Origin of the sequence: Bacillus sp. FJAT-52991, assembly GCF_037201805.1 — a bacterium.
GTDB lineage: Bacteria > Bacillota > Bacilli > Bacillales > Domibacillaceae > Bacillus_CE > Bacillus_CE kandeliae.
Window position 1 is genome coordinate 2,252,552 of sequence record NZ_CP147404.1, and the last position, 15,712, is coordinate 2,268,263.

Genomic DNA, 15,712 nt, shown 5'->3' on the forward strand with positions numbered 1-15,712 from the left:
AGAACCTACCACATAATAACAAAAGCCTTATCCGTTTTCGAATAGGGCTTTCTTCTTTATTAATTTTAAGTTGATTTTCATTGAAGTATAATATAATAAACTAAAACATTGGTCTACGAGGTGTTAAAAATTAGTTTGAATTCAATCCAAACGCTCTTGTTCCCAGCTTTTCTTTATATTTATTTTCTTCTCTGATAGCTTCTGTAGAGGTTAAGGCAGCAGGAAGTGTCTGTAAAATTGTATATTTAAATTTATAAATTCGTTCCGGTTCTTTTTCCAATACCTCTTTTAGTTTTTTGTTGTTGCCGTGCCCATTTTCCACGTACTTTTTCCAACGTCCATACAACCCTTCTTTACCGGATGCAGACCCAACATATTGCATCCCATCTGTCGTATCCAAAATGAGATAAACCCCACCAACAGAAGACAGCGACTTATACCATGTCCTGTTTACATCGGGATCTCTGATTATTTCTTTGAGTTCTTTGAAAGTCAGATTTATATCATAATAACCAGGAAAATCTTTAACAAATCCTTTTGGTAGAAGCTGTACCACTTCATTTGGGTATGTATCCAACCATACGCACCATCCTTGGGCCACTCCGCTCCAGCTAATGACCAGTCTTCTTTCTAAATCTTCGAAGCCTGTTAGTTTTTCTAAATCATATTTATACCTACTTTTGAGTTTAGCTTTCCCTCTGAATGAAACATCTTTTCCAGGTGGGAATTTGTTAGCTGACGGAAAACCATCTACATTGTATGTATTCTTGATCTCGTAAACCCCAACAAAAAGTGCCTGGTTATTGTTTATGCCTAGACAGGAAACGAGATACTTACAACCTTTGAATTTATCTGTTTCTTGATAAGATTGATATAACTCAAATTCATTATTATAAAATAACTCGTGAACATTAACATCCCTTGTATCCTGATGCCTTGCTATCTTAATCTTATTAGTAACATCCAACCTGTATAATCCTAACATCTTCTTTATGGTCAGCATATGTACCTCCATCAATTGTCTATCTCTATTTTTATTATACAATCGATTTTGTATAACTAAAGTATCAAGTTTAATACGGATCTTCAGTTTTGTTTCCTCTTATATGTAAAGAAATAACCTTTAGCGAAACAATCTCGTAACTAACAATATAATAATCTCTAGTATAAGAGTTGTCAGAATAGATACTAAGACATCATAAAAATTAAATGATTTATTATTCAACTAACCTACTTCTATAACCAAAGAAAAAATCCTGAAAAACAGGAGTTTCAATGAAACTTAATTATAATTTATTAACCTTTATAAAACCTAAAGGTAACTGTAGATTCTCTATTTCAAATTCTTCTTAGTAAACTTTATACTGTGTAGCAACTAGCTCTCTTTGGACTGAAATGTCACCGTTTAACACATAACAATCGGCAGAATTTGTGTGCCGATTAAAGTTATACAAGCGATATAAAACATAATGATCCGGCTCCTTTTGAGAAAATGCCAATTCATTAATAGTCATCATAAAAGGGGTGTTTTCCCCACCAGTAGTCGTTTTTACTTCTATGCATTTCGGTTTTCCATCAGGTGTAAAAGAAAAAATATCGTAGCCCGCTCCATCCCCTTCAATTACAGAAGTGTGTTTCACTCTCTCTGCTAGATCTGGCCGGCCAGCTTCGATTAGAGCCTCCCTTTCCCATTTAAGCACAAGTTCTTCCCCTTGAAGCCCAAGTTCTTTGTTTCTAGATGTATTTTCAGCAAAATCTACTTTTCTCCCTTTAAATTTCCGTGTATCGCTCCCTCGTTGTCTTTTAGTTTCTGGGGGCTCCGAAAAGGACAGTTGATTCGATAAGGATGATCCTGTATTTTCTTCAGTAAATGTGGGAGTCAACTTTAAATTATTTAAAGCAGCTACAGCCGCTTCAGCATCCCAGTCTAGAATTTGCCACTTGAAGTAAACTGGGCACTCTCGGTCTATGTCATGTGTGACATATGCTGCTTTGCCCAAATAAGTATATGGTTGAGCTTTTTTAGTTTTAGGATTGATCCCTTCAGTACGTAGAAAAATATAAATATTTTGTGTTAAGTGATTGTGATTAATAAAATCTAAAATTTGAGAACTTTTTAAAGTTTGACGAAGCTGTGACTGCCATGTCAGAATTCCATCCTCAGTGATTTCTTCTTCAAAAGTATGATCTCCTTGTTTTTGTCCCAAGGTTATAAAGAAAACATAGTCTTTCTCTCTATTAGAAATTTTTATAATTCCCTGAATCCCCCATGTGCCAGTGCGGGGGATAAAGTTACTGTCCGGATCAAACAAATCATGTACATCTTTTCTATGGTATGTTTCGTATAGTCTAAGACCTCTAACCACTTGACTTACCTCCTGAAACCTCTTTCTTTGCTCTCCCTTGCCTAAATAGGCCTATATACTTAGTATAACAAATTATCTTCGATTTTTATGTCGTTATTTGACGAAGAGATAATATAGAGTTTTAAAAGGCTGTGTAGGATAATATTAGGAAGTTGCTTTATTTTTTACATAGCGGGGTATTTGTTTGTTGTACCCGTTATTAGTCCTATTATCCCATTATATATTATTTATTAAATAGAAAAATCTACATACTTAAAATCACTAGTAAGATTAGGAGTTGAGAACATGAAAAAGAAAGTTGCTATATTAATGCCTATTTTGACTTTTAGTATTGCTACATCATCTTTAGCGCATCCTGGAAATACTGACGGTAATGGAGGGCATTACTGCCGCACAAATTGTGCGAAGTGGGGCCTTGCAGACGGGGAATACCACTATCACAACGGAGGCGGTGGAAGCAGTAATGATAGTTCAAGTAATGGTGGAGGTTCCTCCTCTTCCCCATCTAATGAGCCATCCCCAGCTGAAATTGCAGCACAAAAAGAAGCTACAGACCGTGCTAATGGAGAAAAAGAAGGTTATGATTCTGGTTATGCAGATGGATATGCAGCCGCTTCCAAGAGCGCTCAAGGATCTGGAACTGACTCATACAATGAAGGTTATAAAACCGAATATGAGAAAGGCTATACAGAAGGTGAGGAAAAGCTCAAAGCTGAGAAAATAACTGCACAAAAAGAAGGATCTGCACTTGGTCAGAAAACAGATACACTTTCTGTTCCAGATAAATACATAGAGAACGCTGCTTTAAAAGATGCGTTCACCGCTGCCTTTAATAAAGCCGTGAAAGACCGCGATGAAGTAGCTATCGCAAAGTACACTGATATGGGCTACGAGGATGGACTACAAGACATGCGACAAACCTTGGATAATATGAAAGAAAGTTATCACCAAGCATATGAAGATGGTTTTAAAAAAGGTTTAGCAGAATTTAAAAATAAATATGTCCAGCAAGGATATAACGCAGCTTTTACCACTCTCAAATATCAAGCTCCAAACATTGATGATGAAAAATACATTGCGTGGTATAAAGAAGGATTCGAGTCGAATAAAGAGGTTCTAAAGATTCAAGAAGCTGCTTTTGAACTTGGGAACAGTGGAGAAGAATACGCACTTCCTGAAAAGTATGAGCACGCTGAAGTTGTTTTTAAGCACTATTATGATAAAGGGCTCGAACAACACGAAAAAGAAAGTGCTCAAGCTGCTGCTGGGCTAGGGTTCATTGGACTTGCTTGGTTTGCTCGACGCTTTTATGTAGCTAAAAAATCAATCGGCTAAGGAAAGGAAGTAAATTATGGGGATTTATCGTTCAATTTGTTATAAAGTTGAAGATGTCTTTATCAAACTACTCACAAAGGGACAAGATCCTGTTGCTGTAAAACAAAAGGTAACGGAGTTTCGCACTCAAAAAGAAGCTCTTAAACTAGAGAAAAAGAAAGAAGCTCAAGCACAATCAGAAGAAAGGAAGAAAATCCAGGAAGCTAAAAGGGCAGAGAAAGAACGCTTGGCAAAAGAGAAAGCTGAGCAGGAACATCAAGCAACCCTCGCTCTCCTTTCAAACTTTGTAGCTGAAGAAATCCATACATATACTGATTATGAATATCGTGCCGTCAGCAAGAATCCAACATTTTTTAAATCGGTAAAAGATCGGGTTTTTGAGGCGAATGAGCAAGGAATTACATTTCTCGAATGTGAATATGACAAGACTAAAACAAAGGAATACCCCGGCTATTTATTTGTGACAAACAAACGTGTATGGTTTGTAGCAAAAAATATGACGATGATTGATAAGTTTAGATATCAGACAATATATGACGTAAAGTGGTTTAAAGATGGACTAATGGAAAAAGGACTTTACATTCAATACGGTAAACGTCGACTTGAGTTTGATGAAATATTTGATAAAGATCAAATGCAACGTGTTGCTAATCTAATTCTCAACCTTTCATCCTCATAACCTTAAAAATAAAATACAAAAGAATAGGAAGTGAAATTCATGTTTAACAAAAAGTCAAAGTTTTTCAAGCCGCTTGCGGCAACCATTTTATCAGTTTCATTGATTGGTAGCTCATTTACTCCATTCGCTAGTAGCATTGCAAATGAAAATATCGTAGCTGAAGCGGCAGCACCTAAAAATGCAGTGACATCAAAAGTAACTGAAGTAATCGATGGGGATACAATCAAAGTAAACTTCAAGGGCAGAACAGAAACAGTTAGAATGATTCTCGTCGATACGCCTGAAACAAAAGATCCAAAAAAATGCGTTCAACTGTATGGACCTGAAGCATCAAAATTTACTAAAGATAGCCTATTAAACAAAAACGTCAAATTAGAGCTAGGCGCTCAAACTCGTGACAAATATGGCCGTATTCTTGCCTATGTATATCTGAATGACAAAATGTTTAATAAAACATTGTTAGAAAAAGGACTAGCTCGCATTGCTGTTTACCCACCAAACACTCAATATTTGGATGAACTAAAGGCAGCTGAAGCTACTGCTAAAAAGAAAAAAGTCGGCATTTGGTCAAACAAAAACGCAACCAATGGTGGCTGTGCTCCAAAGCCAGCGCCAAAACCGAAACCAGCTCCAAAGCCAAAGCCAACTCCTCCAAAGCCGAAACCACAGCCAAAACCAAAGAAGTTTAAAAACTGCACAGAACTAAGAAAAGTTTATCCAGATGGAGTACCAAAAGGGCACCCTTCCTACGACCCAAAAATGGATAGAGACAAAGACGGCTGGGCTTGTGAAAGATAATCTATTAATTTAAACCCTTCCCCTTTCCTGGGAAAGGGTTTTATTATATTATTAAACAGAACATACGTTCCTAAAACGTTTCTTGAGGTGAAGCCAATGGCCTATTCTACATTACTAGAAGACTATATTTTTTCTTTGTATCAATCTATTCACATTAATGAACCTAATCAGTTAGACCTAAAAGTTATAGCTAGTCGATTAGGAATAAACATCGACTATGTAAATAGTAGCAGCAAAACACTTTATGCTCCACAGGAAGCATTAATCCTTATCGATCGACGATTGACTGTTGAAAAACAATGGCAAGATTTTGGCCACGAGTTGGGCCATTTGTTACGGCACTGTGGTAGCCAACTAACTCTCCCTCCCCCTTTTATTGAAATGCAGGAGTGGCAAGCAAATAACTTTATGTATCACTTTTGTGTGCCAAGTTTTATGTTAGAAAAAATTTCATTTCCTTGGCGCAAAAAAGAAGTGATTGCTGTTATTGCTCATACATTCAACGTAGACACTGAATTTGCTTTAGAACGGTTAGAACGTTGGTTAAGGCAGCGCGAAAGTTTGTATTTTTATCGTCAAATGAACGAAGCTCAGCAAAACGGATTGTAGCTATACATAGGTTGAATGATACACACTCGCACGAAAAGATAGTAATAAAAGGAGTGAATAAGATGGCGAGTATCGAACAACGTGGAGAACGTTCTTTTCGACTTAAAGTAGAATTAGGATATGGTGCAGATGGAAAAAGAATTCGTAGAGCAAAAACGGTAAAAATTGAAGATGACTCTCTCCTAAGAAAAAAGAAAAAGCTAAATGATTTTCTGCAAGCAGAATTATATAAATTTAAAGCTGAAGTTGAATCTGGTGAGTATATAGCACCTGAAAAGACCTTATTTATTGATTTTGCTCATGAATGGGAAGAAAAGAAAGGAAAGAAAACTTTAGGCATTAAAACATTAGAAGAAAGATTAATCCTTTTGAAGAACCATATAAATCCCTATTTCAAAAATCAGAGAATCGATCATGTTAACCCTATGCATATTGTTACTTTTTATGATTTTTTATCAAAGGATGGAGCCAGAAAAGACGGCAAACCAGGTGGGCTTTCTCCAAACACCATCTACGAAATCGATAAAGTATTGCGAAGTATTTTTGGAACTGCGAAAGAGTGGAGAGTAATTAAAGATAATCCAATGGAGGGAGTCAAACGTCCAAAGTTAGCGAAAACAGAAATGGCGTTTCTCGATCAGGAACAAGCCTCTCAGCTCATTATTTGGTTAAATGAGAATCTTGATCCGGTGTGGAAAATGATCTTTCTTACTGCATTAATTGGCGGATTAAGACGGGGCGAAGTTGTTCCTTTAGAGCTCTCGGATATCGTCTGGGAACGCAATGCTCTTTCAATTAATAAAAGTGTAGTTACAATAAGGGGCGAAACGCTACTTAAGGAGACAAAGACGGGGCGTACTGACGAGTTGATTATGCCAACATGGTATATGAACGAACTAAAAAAATATGTTCATGAATGGAAAAAACAAAAAATAATGATTGGCGATAAGTGGGAAGAAAAAGAGAAACAATATTTATTTCACAGTGGAACCGGAAAAAGGTACCATCCACAGACTATATCGCAAAAATGGCGTAAAATTAGAAAGCAGCATGGATTTAATATTCGACTGCACGATCTTCGGCATACGATGGTTACCCTTCTCATTGAAGAAGGTGTAAACATGAGGATCATACAAGAACGGGCCCGACACTCTTCCTCTCGTGTAACCAACGATATTTACGGGCACGTTAGCAAAAGAGCAGCCGAAAGTGCCGCTGATAAATTCGATCGTTTTTCTCCAGAAAACTTATCAAAAACATCATTTGGTACCCAATCGGGACCCAATTAAGGATTCCCTTTAATTCACAACACTTAAAAGCATTGATATACCAACGTTTGTGACCACATTAAAAACGGGGCAAAGGTGATTAAACACACCCTGCCCCGAAGATGAAATGATTTAGTTTTGTTCTTATTATTACTCTAGGAACGTGATTATGTCAAGGTTTTATGTATTCTCTATCTGATTAATTTGGCTTAAAAATATAGATCATATGAAAACAAATTATTTTTAGAAACTATATCAGACAATAAAGCTTTAATTTTGAAAAGGGCAGTCACAGCAATACAGAGCGCAACTACGCTCCTACCTATAACGAGGCAGTTTACTGTGCATCCCTCCTACGTTATGTTATATTGATTTTAATGAATGGGTCACATCATTGGAAACAAACTAGGAAGCTATGCAAGATATGAATGAATCATGTCTTTTTATTTCCAATACAGGTGGTACTATTTTCATTATCTGTATGTACTACTCATAAAAGTAATCTGTTTGTTAATGAGTTTCACTCATTTTCAATATATACAAAAACTTGGAGGTATTACTCATGGGATTGTTTGATATGTTTAAAGGTGACGACACTAAAAATGATAATGGTATGAATCCACACTTTGCTTTTGCCACCTCTTTACTTTACATGATGGGATCAGATGGCGAATTTGACAACGAAGAATTAGGGCAGCTACTCGCAGTTTTAGGTGGTAATAGTAAAGGCGGAACAGTATATATCGGTGGAAACAACAACGACCTAATGGACAAAGCAGTCAAATATATTCGAAAAAATACAATTGATCAATTCTTAAATGAAGCAGCTCCAGTTTTAACAGATGCTCAAAAAATGTGTATCCTTACAAACTTAGTGGATTCATCTCTTGCTGATGGAGAAGCTGAACGCGAAGAACAAGAAATGTTTGGAAAGTTCTTACATGCTTTCGGTATTTCTGAAGAAAGATTCAAACCATTTTTCGAAGTGATCGTTCTTAAAAATGATCGCGCTGTATTTTTGGATCAAAACCATCCAAAAAACAAAGAAGGATTCCAAGTTGAACTTTCAGTAAAATAATAGATTCGTATTTACATAGAAGCCCTTTACTAATCGGGCTTCTATTTTTATCAAAAACATACCCATAACAAAGGCAGAAAAACTAAGTATCAATCACATAAAGGTGGTGGTCCCGAAGTTGAAAGACTTCATTATAGATGATTCTGTGAAATGTTTAATCTGTATGTAGCTGTATACAAGCTCTTCTGATCAGAAGAGCTTGTTTTTTTCGACTCCTTCTCCTGGTGAATCATCCCCCCACCAAGAATAAGCAAGCTGACACATAGAACCATAGCTAACACCACAAAAAACCTCTTTAAATAATCTGTCATATCGATCCGCCTCCTTGCAATCGCGTCTATCCCGCATTAACGGGCTGTAAGATCCCCACCTCAAAATGGTAGGAGAAGCAAAACTATTTAGGTGGGAGATCAACTTCCCGTAAACGCCCGATCCGTTCGGGCCTGCACGATGCAGGTTACAAAGGTGTTGCAACAGGACGTTGCGCTCTTAGCCTTTGTTCTTCTTTTATCAGCGGGGGATGAAGCTCCCCACTGATTGAAGTTTCACTTTATCCTCTGCCTTTCTAGTTGTATGCACGAAAACGTTTTCAATATGACTAAAAAAAGAGGAAGCTACTAAACAATAGCTCCCCATGTTACTTTCCATTGATTGAAGTTTCACTTTATTTTTTTCGAGGCAAATAAAAGGTAAAGGTCGTTCCTTCTCCTAATTGACTTTGCACTTTAATGCTTCCTTGGTGTGCTGTGATTATGTTTTTAGCAATGGAAAGTCCAAGCCCTGTACCTGCTTGACCTCTCGTTCTTGCTTTATCTCCTTTATAAAACCGTTCAAAAACAAATGGCAAGTCCTCTTCACTAATGCCGACACCAGAATCTTGAACATGAACTTCATAGCCGTCCGCTTTTCGTTCCAGCTTTACTTCAACAAAACCGTTTTCTTGTGTATGGCGAATGGCATTATCAATTAAATTCGTCAGCACTTGCTCAATTCGATCTGAATCGATATCGATATAGGTGTCCTCATCAGGAATATTTAATTTCAATTCAATCTGCTTGTCTTTCGCTAAGCCTTGAAATTTATTAGCCACTCTTTTAATAAACGAAGACAGCTCTATTTCTTCTAATTCTAAATTAATATGACCTGCTTCCATTCTGGCTAAATCTAACAGTTCATTGACGAGACGCCCCATTCGAAGCGATTCTTCATGAATAATTTTGGCGATCTCTTTTTTCTCCTCTTCCGTCCCTGCAATATCATCTACAATCGCTTCACTGTAGCCTTGTAACATCGCAATTGGTGTTCTCAATTCATGAGAGACGTTAGCAATGAAGTCTTTTCTTAACTTATCTAATCGCCGCTCTTCTGACATATCGCGAACAACCGCCACCACTCCACGAACAGACTTATCATTGTAAAGCGGGCTCACAATGACGACATAAGAGCGATCTTTTAAGGACAGTTCGCCAATTTGCTCGGTCTCTGTTTCAATGGCCTTTTTCAGCAATTCCGCTAGTAAAGTTGGCATTGTTTCATTCTGATGATCATTTCCCATTTCATAATACCAACTTTGCAAAAAGCGTTCGGCTGGCGGGTTGGTGATTAATATCGTACCATCCCGATTAAAGGTAATAACCCCATCGGCCATACTACTTAAAATACTAGCAAGCTGTTCTTTTTCTTGATTAAGTGCATGAATATTGTAATTTAATTGCTTAGCCATTTGATTAAATGACGTGGCGAGCGCCCCAATTTCATCCGATGTTAAAATCGGAACTTTTGTATCAAACTTTCCTTTTGCTACTTCTGTTGCTGCCTCTCTCATTTTCCTTAAAGGAGCTGTAATTCTTGTAGAAAGGAAAAAGGCAAAAATAGTCGTTAGGACAATTGCAATCCCAGCTGCTAACAAAATCAGCCTCGTTGTTTGTTCGGATGTTTCTTTTATGACTTCAAGGGATTGGTAAATGATAACCGCTCCATTTTCATCATCATTCATATGTAGTGGAACAGCAATAACAATCGAGTTTTCATGTCGATTAGAGTTGCTTCCCCCCTGAATGGGTAGCTCTGTCTGTACTTTTTTATTCTCTGTAAACACTTGAGATAGCACCGGATCATTGACAACTTTCGACTGTTCTAATACGGTGCTCAAGTCATCATCTGGCGAATAATGAAAACGCTCTTTATTTTCCGCTATAATAAGATGGACGGGCTCATCGACTAAATCCCAAGCCACCTGCATACCTGTTTGTTTATCTTCATGATCAGAAATCACCTTTGAAATCTTCACAGCTGTATCTGATAATTCTTTCTCAACTTCTTTTGCATGATAATTCTCAAAGAATTGCAGTTGTAAAATCGTTAAAAAGAATAAAACAAACGATACAAGCAAAAGAATGGTCATCCAAAGCTTTCCTACTACACTTCTCCAAAGTTTCATTCATTCACAACCTCAAATTTATAGCCCACTCCCCAAACAGTGACAATCATTTTCGCAGCTTTCTCAGATACTTTGTTTAACTTTTCACGCAAACGCTTCACATGTGTATCCACCGTCCGTAAATCTCCGAAAAATTCATAATGCCAAACTTCTTTTAATAAATGTTCACGATCAAATACTTTATCTGGCGCTTTCGCTAGAAAATAAAGCAATTCATACTCTTTTGGTGTTAAGTTAACCTCTTCTCCATCAGCTGTTACTCGATGTGCGTCATTGTCAATCGTCAAATGCGGATACACAATTAAGTCTTTTGATTTCGTATCCGTTTGTAAGTAGGTCGTTGGAGAAGATCTTCTTAATAATGCTTTCACACGAAGAACAACTTCTCTTGGGCTAAATGGCTTCACAATATAATCATCCGTCCCCACTTCAAACCCTTGGACGCGATTCGCTTCCTCTCCCTTTGCCGTTAACATAATAACAGGAGTCGCTTTCTTCTCTCTCAGTTCTCTACACACTTCAATACCATCCTTACCGGGCATCATTAAGTCCAGTAAAATACAATCATATTCTTCGTTTAAAGCCATTTCAAGGGCCATTTCCCCATCTTCGGCTTCATCAATCACATAATTTTCTCTTTCTAAATACATTCGCAACAAACGGCGAATTCTCTCCTCATCATCTACGACTAAAATCTTTAATTCATGTTCCAACGTAGCATCCTCCCAATCATATAAAAATAGAGCTTTCTTCTTTATTACTTTCATTATTGACTAATCCTTGTCTTTTTTCAATTTATCAACTATCAGTATAGAAAAAAGCCTCCGCATATAAGCGGAGGTTTGATATTTATGGCGTTGCGTACGAGTGAAGACCCGCTATCACTAAGTTCACCGCTACTAAGTTGAACATAATAATGACAAAACCGATTACCGCAAGCCAAGCTGACTTTTCTCCATGCCAGCCTTTCGATAAACGAAGATGTAAAAAGGCTGCATAAAATAACCAGGTAATAAGTGCCCATACCTCTTTCGGGTCCCATCCCCAAAATCTAGACCAAGCAATTTGCGCCCAGATCATGGCAAAAATCAATCCCCCAAGAGTAAAGACTGGAAAACCAATCAAGACTGCACGATAACTTACTTCGTCCATTAAATCTGAATTTACATTCTTTACGAAAGGCTGTACGAGGGCAGCGATTCGTTTGCGAGTAATCAGACGGATGACAATGTAAATAAGAAGTCCACCTACAAGTGACCAAACAAGAGTGTTTAACTTTTTCGCATTAATAAAACCAGGAACCTCTATTATTGGTTCAAACTTGCCATCTGTTACTAATTGACCTTCGTTTGGACCGATGATCGCCGGCATATAAAATGTTTCCTCCGCCGGATTCCCATCTTTATTAATATAGTCAAATTTCGCTTCATATCCCGCAAGATTAAATGATGTTGTGACAATAACAAAGCCAATCGTTGCGACAAGGCTGTACATCACTACTTCTAGCCAAATCGTTTGCTTACTTCTTTTCGATTGATCAATATTTTTAACTAAATAAATTAATCCTGCAACAAAGCTAATCGCCAAAATCCCTTCCGCTGCGGCAACCGTTGTTACGTGAATATGTAACCAGTCACTTTGAAGCGCTGGAATAAGAGGGCTAATTTCTTTTGGAAACATGCTCGCATACGCAATGACAATCGTCGCAATCGGCAAGGCAAACAACCCTAGCACCGGTAAACGATAGATTAAATAAATGATAATAAATGCTCCAACTAACATCATCGCAAAGAATGTAACAAATTCAAACAAGTTGCTGACAGGTGCATGACCTGAAGCAATCCAACGCGTGATAAAGTAGCCTAGCTGAGCAATAAATCCGATCACTGTCACCGCAAACCCTAACTTGCCCCAGCGATTTTCTTCTTGTTTTTGACCATCTTTCTTTTGACGAACAGCTCCTCCGAATAGAAATGTCGCCACTAAGTATAATATAAATGAAGCATAAAGTAGATTCCCGCTCCATTGAACTAAGTCAGACATCTTCGTTTTCCCTCCCTATTATGACTGTTGTTGATCCTCTAGCATCGGTATTTGGGTTGATCCGATCGCCGCGTCAATTTCTCGTTTGAGCCCATGCCAGTTTTTATTTGTGTGAGCTGCAACGTATACTTCGTTATCTATTTGGCGAATCCATAAACGACGATGATTCCAATAAGCTCCTTGGACTACTCCAATCATAAAGATCGCTCCACCAACAGCTAAGATCCATAAAGTTAAATCTTTACGTACAGTCAACACAGAAATATTACGAGTCTCAATTCCTTTGAATTCCATTTTATACTCAGTTTCCCCAACGGGCTCGAGCGTTTGACGAATGGCAACGAAGCTAATTTCCCCTTCTGGATTCTCTGGAGAGATCATTTTAAAGAAAAAGGCAGGGTTGTTTGGATTAGGAGATTTTGTAATTGGTTCTCCTGATTCAGAAAATCCATCATAATCCGGGAAGTATCCAATCACTTCTACTTTATATCCATTTCCGAGATCATACACATCTTTAGGGTCTAACAGATCGATTTTGACCTTTCCGACTTCCTCTTGTGTCGCTTTATTCGTTAAGCCAAACTCCATCGATTTCAATTCATCTTTACTGAAACTATCTTGATAAAGAGCATAATGATCAAATTTAAACGGTTCATTTACACGGATTTCTTCTGATTCCACCTTCGTTAACTTTGGTTCTGCACCAGGTAGCCCTTGATTTTCATCTCGATAAAGAACCGCATTTGTTTGATACGTCTTAACTACACCATCTGTTTGATCGAGCGCGTCATCAAACACTTCAGGGTCTTTTTCTTTATCATAGTTTTCGATGATAAATTTTTCGTTTTTTAAGTAATATTCCCCATTCGTTCCTGGGATTTCCATAGTGTCCCCTTCACGAATAAACAAAGTTTCATCTACATACATGCCTTCCATCGAACGAAGCAGTGCACCGAATAGAAAAATAATAAGACCGACGTGATTGACGTAAGGACCCCAACGAGAAAATCGATTTTTTTCAGCTAATAAGCTGCCATCTTCTTCTCGAATTTTATAGCGCTTACTTGATAAGTTCGTTTTAACCTCATTCCACTCTTCTTCAGTCAGCTTCACTTCTTGCTTCGCGAACAAGCGTTGTTTATTCATAAATGAGACATGGCGAGCTACTCGTTGATTCTTCAACGCGCGATAAAGCGGGATCACACGGTCAAGACTACAAATCACGAGAGACACACCAATAGCTGCAATTAAAGTGTTAAACCAAGCGGAATTATATAAATCATAAAAGCCAAACATATAATATAATTTTCCCGCAAAGCCATAAACCTCTTCATAATATTGTTCTGGCGGTATGTTTTGAGGAATAAATAATTTTTGCGGAAAAATAGTTCCAATGGATGATGCAACAAGCGTTAAAACGATTAGCCAAACCCCTACTTTTACTGAAGAAAAGAAATTCCACACTTTGTCAACGATTGTTTTTTTATACGTTTGTGACCGACGGGCGCTACCTTCATAGCGCATATCGTGTAGCTTCTCTTGTTTCGCCTCTTCCGTTAGCGCCCTGCCACATGATTCACAAAGAATCGTTCCGTGAGGATTGACATGGCCACATTCACATTTAACCTTCTCCATTTCAAAACTCCTTAAAATTATGGTTTCACTTTTTCAAACAAAGCTCTCACCTGTTCTTCTTCTACGAGTCCACCAACAACGATTTCTTCGATTTCCCCTTCTGCATTAATCAAATAAGTAGCTGGAAGTCTACTCACCCCATACGCCTTTTCTACTTCTTTCGTTGTGTCGATCGCAATGGGAAAAGTTAAGCCATACTGCTTAGCAAAATTCTTCGTTTGTAATTCGGAGTCACCGACATTTACAGCCAGAACTTCTACCCCTTGATCCTTAAATTCTTTTGATACCGTTTCCATATGGGGCATTTCTTCTTTACATGGGGCACACCATGATCCCCAAAAATTAAGAAAAACGCCTTTTCCTTTATAATCAGACAGCTGGTGCTTCTCTCCTGAAATATCTGTTAACACAAAATCAGGTGCCTGATCCCCTACTTGCAAAGTGCCACGAGTCTCTTCCGTCAAACTCGTATAGATCGTGTAACCGACTGCAACGGCTAAAATGGCTAAAATGACGGAACGCATAATAAGCCTTTGTTTTCTTTTGTCCAAGAAGTTGTCCCTCCCGATGTAACATACAATTATTATCTGTTTAATATCTAACACTTAAAGATCGCACTTATCTCATTATACCATTTCCGTGTTTTTCCTAAAAAAATGGTTTTGAAGGATATGTGACAATTTCTTGTCAGCGTAACATCCCTGTTTCTGCTAAGGTACGCAGCTGCTTCACTTCATGAGCCGTTAACTCGCGAAGCTCCCCTGCATTCAACCCTTTTAATGTTAAAAATGCATATCTTTCGCGCTTTAGCTTTTGAACTTCAAAGCCGATCGCTTCAAACATGCGACGCACTTGACGATTTCGTCCTTCATGAATCGTAATTTCAATCGTTGCCCTTTGTTTCTTTTTATCGACAGAAATCTCCTTTACCTTCGCTGGAGCCGTTTTCCCATCCTCTAGCTTAATGCCAGAAGCTAATTGTTTTAACATATAGCGCTGCGGAATACCGTTAAGTCGAGCCACATATGTTTTATCAATTTCATAACGCGGATGCGTTAACAGGTTCGCAAACTCGCCATCATTCGTTAAAAGCAACAATCCTGATGTGTCATAGTCTAACCGTCCAACCGGAAAAATTCTTTGTTCTACAAACGGAAAATAATCCGTTACCACTTTGCGATTTTTATCATCAGAAACCGCTGAAATGACTCCACGTGGTTTATAAAATAAGAAATACACCTTCTCTTGTCCTTCAACTGGAACACCGCTTACTTCTACTTTGTCAGAAGCTGATACTTTCGTTCCTAGCTCTTTTACCACTTTCCCATTAACTGTTACTTTTCCTTCTATTATTAGTTGCTCTGCTTTACGCCTTGACGCAAATCCAGCCTGTGCGATCACTTTTTGTAGCCGCTCCATTACATCACCTCTAAATTATTCAATATGTGTCATTATGCATTA

15 protein-coding genes and 1 pseudogene are annotated in these 15,712 nt (G+C 37.9%); 6 read left to right on the forward strand and 10 right to left on the reverse strand.

Annotated elements, in window-relative coordinates; translation table 11 throughout:
• Positions 1–130: 130 nt before the first annotated feature.
• From WDJ61_RS11605 to WDJ61_RS11615, 3 genes and pseudogenes are all read right to left on the reverse strand, one after another.
• Positions 131–1,003, reverse strand: a complete 873-nt coding sequence (locus WDJ61_RS11605) for a GIY-YIG nuclease family protein (RefSeq protein ID WP_338749876.1) — start codon at positions 1,001–1,003, stop codon at positions 131–133.
• 346 nt (positions 1,004–1,349) lie between these two features.
• Positions 1,350–1,700, reverse strand: a complete 351-nt coding sequence (locus WDJ61_RS11610) for a DUF3883 domain-containing protein (protein ID WP_338754778.1) — start codon at positions 1,698–1,700, stop codon at positions 1,350–1,352.
• Positions 1,701–1,979: 279 nt separating this feature from the next.
• A pseudogene (locus WDJ61_RS11615) lies at positions 1,980–2,381 on the reverse strand (DUF3427 domain-containing protein); the annotation flags it as partial.
• Positions 2,382–2,651: 270 nt separating this feature from the next.
• On the opposite strand from WDJ61_RS11615, the gene WDJ61_RS11620 reads away from it, so the two are divergent.
• From WDJ61_RS11620 to WDJ61_RS11645, 6 genes are all read left to right on the forward strand, one after another.
• Positions 2,652–3,701: a YHYH domain-containing protein gene (locus tag WDJ61_RS11620; RefSeq protein ID WP_338749878.1), complete on the forward strand. Its 1,050-nt coding sequence runs from the start codon at positions 2,652–2,654 to the stop codon at positions 3,699–3,701.
• A 16-nt stretch (positions 3,702–3,717) separates the two neighbouring features.
• Complete coding sequence (locus tag WDJ61_RS11625) at positions 3,718–4,380, forward strand: PH domain-containing protein (protein ID WP_338749880.1); 663 nt, start codon at positions 3,718–3,720, stop codon at positions 4,378–4,380.
• 39 nt (positions 4,381–4,419) lie between these two features.
• Positions 4,420–5,178 carry a thermonuclease family protein gene (locus tag WDJ61_RS11630; protein WP_338749882.1) on the forward strand — a complete coding sequence of 253 codons (759 nt, stop codon included), beginning with the start codon at positions 4,420–4,422 and terminating at the stop codon, positions 5,176–5,178.
• Positions 5,179–5,274: 96 nt separating this feature from the next.
• Positions 5,275–5,787: an ImmA/IrrE family metallo-endopeptidase gene (locus WDJ61_RS11635; RefSeq protein ID WP_338749884.1), complete on the forward strand. Its 513-nt coding sequence runs from the start codon at positions 5,275–5,277 to the stop codon at positions 5,785–5,787.
• A gap of 62 nt (positions 5,788–5,849) precedes the next feature.
• Positions 5,850–7,076, forward strand: coding sequence for a site-specific integrase (locus WDJ61_RS11640; RefSeq protein ID WP_338749886.1), 1,227 nt, complete (start codon positions 5,850–5,852; stop codon positions 7,074–7,076).
• 541 nt (positions 7,077–7,617) lie between these two features.
• Positions 7,618–8,133: a TerB family tellurite resistance protein gene (locus WDJ61_RS11645; protein WP_338749888.1), complete on the forward strand. Its 516-nt coding sequence runs from the start codon at positions 7,618–7,620 to the stop codon at positions 8,131–8,133.
• Between the two features lie 131 nt (positions 8,134–8,264).
• Here WDJ61_RS11645 and WDJ61_RS11650 read toward each other — a convergent pair whose 3' ends face one another.
• The 7 genes from WDJ61_RS11650 to WDJ61_RS11680 all read right to left on the reverse strand — a co-directional run bounded on the left by WDJ61_RS11650 (position 8,265) and on the right by WDJ61_RS11680 (position 15,670).
• On the reverse strand, positions 8,265–8,444 hold the full coding sequence (locus tag WDJ61_RS11650) for a hypothetical protein (protein WP_338749890.1): 180 nt from the start codon (positions 8,442–8,444) through the stop codon (positions 8,265–8,267).
• A 353-nt stretch (positions 8,445–8,797) separates the two neighbouring features.
• Positions 8,798–10,573 carry an ATP-binding protein gene (locus WDJ61_RS11655; protein WP_338749892.1) on the reverse strand — a complete coding sequence of 592 codons (1,776 nt, stop codon included), beginning with the start codon at positions 10,571–10,573 and terminating at the stop codon, positions 8,798–8,800.
• Positions 10,570–11,340: a response regulator transcription factor gene (locus WDJ61_RS11660; RefSeq protein ID WP_338749894.1), complete on the reverse strand. Its 771-nt coding sequence runs from the start codon at positions 11,338–11,340 to the stop codon at positions 10,570–10,572. Before WDJ61_RS11660 ends, WDJ61_RS11655 begins: the two co-directional genes overlap by 4 nt.
• 82 nt (positions 11,341–11,422) lie before the next feature.
• Positions 11,423–12,616 carry a c-type cytochrome biogenesis protein CcsB gene (gene ccsB, locus WDJ61_RS11665; RefSeq protein WP_338749896.1) on the reverse strand — a complete coding sequence of 398 codons (1,194 nt, stop codon included), beginning with the start codon at positions 12,614–12,616 and terminating at the stop codon, positions 11,423–11,425.
• A gap of 18 nt (positions 12,617–12,634) precedes the next feature.
• Positions 12,635–14,251 carry a cytochrome c biogenesis protein ResB gene (locus tag WDJ61_RS11670; RefSeq protein WP_338749898.1) on the reverse strand — a complete coding sequence of 539 codons (1,617 nt, stop codon included), beginning with the start codon at positions 14,249–14,251 and terminating at the stop codon, positions 12,635–12,637.
• A 17-nt stretch (positions 14,252–14,268) separates the two neighbouring features.
• A complete protein-coding gene (resA, locus tag WDJ61_RS11675; protein ID WP_338749900.1) occupies positions 14,269–14,802 on the reverse strand; it encodes a thiol-disulfide oxidoreductase ResA in 534 nt (177 codons plus the stop codon).
• Between the two features lie 136 nt (positions 14,803–14,938).
• Entirely contained in the window at positions 14,939–15,670 is a 732-nt protein-coding gene (locus WDJ61_RS11680; RefSeq protein ID WP_338749902.1) for a pseudouridine synthase, read from the reverse strand.
• Positions 15,671–15,712 lie beyond the last annotated feature (42 nt).

Excerpts from the sequence above, each read along its gene's own strand:
- WDJ61_RS11605 (WP_338749876.1), bottom strand. The coding sequence starts at position 1,003 with ATGCTGACCATAAAGAAGATGTTAGGATTATACAGGTTGGATGTTACT.
- WDJ61_RS11620 (WP_338749878.1), top strand. The coding sequence starts at position 2,652 with ATGAAAAAGAAAGTTGCTATATTAATGCCTATTTTGACTTTTAGTATT.
- WDJ61_RS11625 (WP_338749880.1), top strand. The coding sequence starts at position 3,718 with ATGGGGATTTATCGTTCAATTTGTTATAAAGTTGAAGATGTCTTTATC.
- WDJ61_RS11630 (WP_338749882.1), top strand. The coding sequence starts at position 4,420 with ATGTTTAACAAAAAGTCAAAGTTTTTCAAGCCGCTTGCGGCAACCATT.
- WDJ61_RS11635 (WP_338749884.1), top strand. The coding sequence starts at position 5,275 with ATGGCCTATTCTACATTACTAGAAGACTATATTTTTTCTTTGTATCAA.
- WDJ61_RS11640 (WP_338749886.1), top strand. The coding sequence starts at position 5,850 with ATGGCGAGTATCGAACAACGTGGAGAACGTTCTTTTCGACTTAAAGTA.
- WDJ61_RS11645 (WP_338749888.1), top strand. The coding sequence starts at position 7,618 with ATGGGATTGTTTGATATGTTTAAAGGTGACGACACTAAAAATGATAAT.
- WDJ61_RS11650 (WP_338749890.1), bottom strand. The coding sequence starts at position 8,444 with ATGACAGATTATTTAAAGAGGTTTTTTGTGGTGTTAGCTATGGTTCTA.
- WDJ61_RS11655 (WP_338749892.1), bottom strand. The coding sequence starts at position 10,573 with ATGAAACTTTGGAGAAGTGTAGTAGGAAAGCTTTGGATGACCATTCTT.
- WDJ61_RS11660 (WP_338749894.1), bottom strand. The coding sequence starts at position 11,340 with ATGAAAGTAATAAAGAAGAAAGCTCTATTTTTATATGATTGGGAGGAT.
- ccsB (WP_338749896.1), bottom strand. The coding sequence starts at position 12,616 with ATGTCTGACTTAGTTCAATGGAGCGGGAATCTACTTTATGCTTCATTT.
- WDJ61_RS11670 (WP_338749898.1), bottom strand. The coding sequence starts at position 14,251 with ATGGAGAAGGTTAAATGTGAATGTGGCCATGTCAATCCTCACGGAACG.
- WDJ61_RS11680 (WP_338749902.1), bottom strand. The coding sequence starts at position 15,670 with ATGGAGCGGCTACAAAAAGTGATCGCACAGGCTGGATTTGCGTCAAGG.